Source organism: Chitinophaga sp. 30R24 (genome assembly GCF_049056765.1).
Classification (GTDB): domain Bacteria; phylum Bacteroidota; class Bacteroidia; order Chitinophagales; family Chitinophagaceae; genus Chitinophaga.
The window spans coordinates 1-4,949 of sequence record NZ_JBJGXX010000028.1 but is presented as its reverse complement, the minus strand read 5'-3'; the positions used below and the strand labels follow the sequence as shown (position 1 = coordinate 4,949).

Sequence of the window (4,949 nt, the reverse complement as noted above, 5' to 3'; positions counted from 1 at the left end):
GCTTTTATATAGGCTTGTAGTTCCAGCACCTGCACGGCTTCCAGCCTTAGCCACCTTTCATTACTATGACTGCTACCACTAATAAAAACCTTTCCCTCTTTTAAGTAAATATCTTTTACAGATAACCGTTTCAGTTCCTCCACTGTTACACCCTGATAGATGAACAGGCCTAACATGATTTTCTTTGATGCATCTACCTGTAATTGCAACTGGTAACATTCATACAGATGGATCATTTCATCCTGGCTTAACAGGTTATTAGGCAAGCGCCGGATAATACCCTTCATAAACAATCCTGTCGCGGGGTTGTCGGTACGCTTACCCTCCACCACCAGGTAATTAAAGTAATGCCGAACCGCGCATAGTATAGCATTTATCAGGGCTTTACTTTTATTCATAGATTGCAGATGACGGATAAAATCCAGCAGCTCCATATAACTGATAACATCGGCTGATAACTGCTCCTGCTCTAACCACTCCGTAAAGCAAGCCAGGTACTTGCTGTAAGTGCTGATAGTGGAACCACTGTGCCCCTTCTGCCTTAGATAATCAGTGAACGTCATATCATGTCATTTACAAGGTGAGTATAAATCTGTGTACTGTCTAATACCTCATGACCTAAAAACTCCTGGATCTGTTCAAGGCTCATACCTGATGCCAGCAGGTGTGTAGCAATACTATGCCGCAGCGTATGTGTGCCGATATTCTTTATTAATCCTGCCTTTTTTGCCAGTCCTTTAATACGAACATATAAACTCTGCTTAGTGAGTCCTTTGTCCTTATTTGCGCCTATAAACAGCATTTGTGACGATGTTTGCAACAACTGAGGTCGGGCGTGATCTATGTATAATCGCAACTGCTCGTAACTGCCGCCAGCTATAGGTATATATCTTTCCTTGTAACCCTTGCCTTTACGTACATACAATAATCTGCGATCAGTAATAATATCGTTTACTTCAAGACTGGCGCCTTCATTCAGCCGCAGACCACAACCATAAAACACCGCCAGTATAGCCTGGTCACGCAGACCTAACACACTATCATCCGTAGCCTCATACAGTTGCTGGATCTCCTGCACGGTTAACCACACTGGCTTATTCCTGCTACTTTCTAACCATTCCAGATTAAAGCCGATACTGCTTTTTCCGGTTTCACGCAGGTAACGGCTAAAGAGCTGTAACGCCTGCACATACTTATTAATATGCCCTGCACTGTATCCACGACCGGTACGGATACCCGTTTGCATTTTCAGATAATCTATATAACTGCTGGCATCGGCTGCCGTTAACTGCTGTAATCCCATCTTACCGCGCTGCTCCTGATAATACAGGAACTCACCCACATGACGAGGTAGGTTATATACGCTACATTCCGCATAGTTCAGCGTTTGTAACCACTGCTTAAAGCCCGCACATAGTAATACATGCTCACTACTGTGTAGTACGTACACTGTTTCCATAAACAATAAATTTTAATAATAAGGGAGGGGGTAACGGGGTAAAAGAGAAGATAAAAAATTTACTATTATAGTCTTTTCACTGAACTACTGAACCACTGAAGGTAGATGCAGTATAGTAAAGGCTTTGAGTGGTTCAGTAACTTTACTGAACCACTACTGAACCACTGAACCACTCATTTGCTGGTTAATAGTGGCTAAAACACCTTGCAGATGCTTGTCTATACTACTTTTAAGGACTTCGTATTCCTGAACATTGATAATAGTATACTCATAATGACGATAACGGTTGCCGTTACCTTTTAAATAACCATACCTTTCCAACTCTAATAAATAACGTTTCAGGTTACCGGGATTGATACGCAGGATCTCGCGTATTTCCTTTGCCGTAAAACTGGCCCTTCCTTCCGCTTTCAGTAAGGCTTTTAATAGTTCTAAAAAGTTACGGGTAGCCTTTGCCAGTTCATCGCCTTTACTAAACATCACCTCCTTCAACAACTCGAACGCAGCAGCAATATCATCCGGCGTAGTTTCAATATATGGCTGCCCGTTACTATCCCTCTTTACCTCCCGCTGATACTGATGATAAAAGGTTATCGTTTCTATAAACGATAATAACAGCGTCATGGTTCTACGGGGCTTAAAAATTTGCTCCGGTAGCTGGATACAGCCTGCATAAGGATTCACTACCCGCACCGGTTGCAGCATCTGCTGTACATTCCTAAAAAGCTGTTTAATAGCCTGTTCCTGGCTGTAGTTAACCGCTCCTGCACTCTGACGGGTTTGATACTCCATGATACGGCGGTCCTGCTCCTTGCTGGCATCAACATATAACAGCAGGCAACGGTTAGCGTTATCTTCGTATAGCTTTTCCCGTGTGGTGCAACCGCTCACACTCACCGGGCCTTCTACTGTGACGGTAACCGTTTTCAGATTGCCTTTATTATCTTTTAAAGTAACCGTTTTGGTGATACGCTTTTTACTTTGCAGTTCCCGCAAGGGATACAGGGATGTTTCTGCTCCGTCCAGATCCTCGATCAGCAGCAGCTTATGCTTTAACTCGTCCTGCTTAAAGTAATAAAACGCATTTTCCGTGATTTGGGTAATCTCTATTTTATCTCCTGCAGGGATCAGGTCTGATACCCGCTCCTGCAGATAGGTTTTACCGCTGCCGCTACTGCCTAAAAACATAATATGCAGCGGGGTATGTTGTTTACGGCTGCTGTACACCAGGTAAGCAATCACCCGGTTTACCTCTTCCCCTACAAGCCCCGACCTGCCTATATCAACACCCGTACGTTTTAAAAGATCAGGCGCTTTCAGATAATTAATAGCTGCCTCACGCTGTGCGGAGGATAACTCCGGTTTAGCCGCTGGCTTAGGTTGCATACTTTCCATACGCTGCACCCGGTAACCTTCCAGTGCATTTGTAAGCTGTGCAATAATGGCGGTAACTACCTGCTGGCTCATATCATAAGATGCCGATACATGGCTGATTAACCCCTGCGTATGGCTATGATTATACAGATCCAGATTATGGCGCAGCGGTAATAACTGTTTTTGCCTATGCTCTATTTTCAGCGTCACCCGCAGCCGATCCAGTCCGGTTATTTTAATACCACCTAAAACAGTAATAAGCAATACACCTCCATCATAAATTAACAACTCCGGGTTAACTGTATTTAGCCTGGTATCACTCATGGATATTGCAGGTGTAGTAGGGATTTCAGCAGGTACGCTCTCAGATGCCGCATAAAAAGACACGGGCTGCCTACCTTCGATCAACTCTACCAGGACACGGCTGTCATCATGCGATTGTAACATGCTGTTTATATCCTCACCATCAGGAAGAAGAACTGTAGTGATCTTTACACGGGGAAGCAACTGCAACAGCGTGTTACTATGCTTTATAGTAGCTGATTTTCCTGCATCATCACCATCCAGCATAAAGATAATCTCCTGTAAACCGCTGCTGGCAATGATGGCCTGCTGATGTTCCGTAGTAAGCCCATTAGTGCCATACAAGGCTAATACTTCATACGATGTACTGATTTCCGCCTGCTGTAATAAACTGGCAGCATCGATCACACTTTCTGTAAGTATTAACCTTATGGCACCTGAGGTGGGGTAACAAGGATATAGGCCAGACCGTCCGGTTAAATAAAAATGCCGCTGATCTTCATTATTACTGATACTACGGCCGTATAGGGATACTATTTTATTTTCATGATTACGTAAAGGGAAGATCACACATTCTTTTGCCCATACGCTATAACCATGTACTGCATTAGCTTTCAGCAGCCCATGCTTTACCATACTGTTAACCAGGTGATGGTTTTTACTTTCAGTATGAAGCCCACCACTGTTATAACCAATATCATGCTGCCCGTAATCTATACTGCGGCCTTGCAGGTACTGGGTGGCTTTTTTGCTGGCCGGTAATCCCTTTTTAAAGTAGCTGAACACCTTCCCCATTAACACCTCCCGTTCTAACAGATCCGCTTCATTAGTTAATGATGGTGAGGTTTCAGATACTTGCTTTTGAGGCATGGCATTACCTGAGCCTAACAAGGATTTAGCTTTCATAATGGCTTCATGTGTGCTACACTTTTCTATCAACTGTATAAACTTTATCACGTCTCCGGTGCCAGCGTTACAGTTGCTGCTAAAACAATGATAGGTATCTGTTTTAGGGTAAAGCTGTAAAGAAGGTGTTTTATCAGGATGGAACGGACACAAGACCCGCTGATGTTTATCAGGCTGTAAACCATAATAGACAATAACTTCGCCGATAGATAACTGCTGCTTAATGTCCTTTATCTCCATGACCGGGCTTCCTTTTTATCGTCAACGTTTCTTCCCCGACCGTGATCTCTACCTGATCTCCTACATTAAAACCTGCTTTCTCCAACCAAAGACCACTCACATTAAGCCAGGCAACATAACGCCCGCTCGGATTGCGGCATTCTTTTAATTCCTGATATTTCCCGTGTAACTTTACTAATCTGGTATTTTTTGCCATGTGGAAAAATATTTAATCAGAACGTATCCGTTCCAATGATAACGGATACTATCTAACGAACAAAATTTTTCCGTTTTGTTAACAACCATATCGTTTCATAAATTTGTCCAATAGCCGTTTCGGCTGTTTTAATCAGTACGTATGAGTTTCGGTAAACGTTTGTTAGAAGCCCGTAAAAAAAAGGGCATCAGCCAGGAAGAGATGGCCGCTATGCTGGGCACTAAAGGTCCTGCCATTGGTCGTTATGAGCGAGATGAGATGAAGCCTTCCATTGAAGCCGCTAGTAAAATGGCTAAGATCCTGGAAGTTTCGCTGGATTGGTTGGTCGGTAATACAGATGTGGAGCTGGATACAGCCACACTTAACCGCATTCAAGATATAAACAAACTTTCACCTAAAGACAAGGAACTCGTATATGAGTTCCTCGATTCTTTCATCGCTAATAGAAAAATTAAAAACGTATTGCAATAA

The 4,949-nt window shown here is 43.2% G+C and carries 5 protein-coding genes; 1 reads left to right on the top strand and 4 read right to left on the bottom strand.

From position 1 onward, the window contains the following. The 4 genes from ACDQ55_RS21485 to ACDQ55_RS21470 form a co-directional block, all read right to left on the bottom strand. Positions 1-563: tyrosine-type recombinase/integrase (locus tag ACDQ55_RS21485; RefSeq protein WP_420983700.1), on the bottom strand; the 563-nt coding region annotated here is incomplete at its 3' end. Continuing rightward, entirely contained in the window at positions 560-1,459 is a 900-nt protein-coding gene (locus tag ACDQ55_RS21480) for a tyrosine-type recombinase/integrase (protein ID WP_420983699.1), read from the bottom strand. The genes ACDQ55_RS21485 and ACDQ55_RS21480, both read right to left, overlap by 4 nt. 153 nt (positions 1,460-1,612) lie before the next feature. Continuing rightward, positions 1,613-4,282, bottom strand: a complete 2,670-nt coding sequence (locus tag ACDQ55_RS21475; protein ID WP_420983698.1) for a CHC2 zinc finger domain-containing protein — start codon at positions 4,280-4,282, stop codon at positions 1,613-1,615. Beyond that, positions 4,263-4,478, bottom strand: a complete 216-nt coding sequence (locus ACDQ55_RS21470; RefSeq protein WP_420983697.1) for a SymE family type I addiction module toxin — start codon at positions 4,476-4,478, stop codon at positions 4,263-4,265. The genes ACDQ55_RS21475 and ACDQ55_RS21470 overlap by 20 nt, the downstream gene beginning before the upstream one ends. A gap of 141 nt (positions 4,479-4,619) precedes the next feature. Here ACDQ55_RS21470 and ACDQ55_RS21465 point away from each other — a divergent pair, with 141 nt between their 5' ends. Continuing rightward, positions 4,620-4,949 (top strand): helix-turn-helix domain-containing protein, encoded by a 330-nt coding sequence (locus ACDQ55_RS21465; RefSeq protein WP_420983696.1) that lies wholly within the window; start codon positions 4,620-4,622, stop codon positions 4,947-4,949.

Excerpts from the sequence above, each read along its gene's own strand:
- ACDQ55_RS21480 (WP_420983699.1), bottom strand. The coding sequence starts at position 1,459 with ATGGAAACAGTGTACGTACTACACAGTAGTGAGCATGTATTACTATGT.
- ACDQ55_RS21475 (WP_420983698.1), bottom strand. The coding sequence starts at position 4,282 with ATGGAGATAAAGGACATTAAGCAGCAGTTATCTATCGGCGAAGTTATT.
- ACDQ55_RS21470 (WP_420983697.1), bottom strand. The coding sequence starts at position 4,478 with ATGGCAAAAAATACCAGATTAGTAAAGTTACACGGGAAATATCAGGAA.
- ACDQ55_RS21465 (WP_420983696.1), top strand. The coding sequence starts at position 4,620 with ATGAGTTTCGGTAAACGTTTGTTAGAAGCCCGTAAAAAAAAGGGCATC.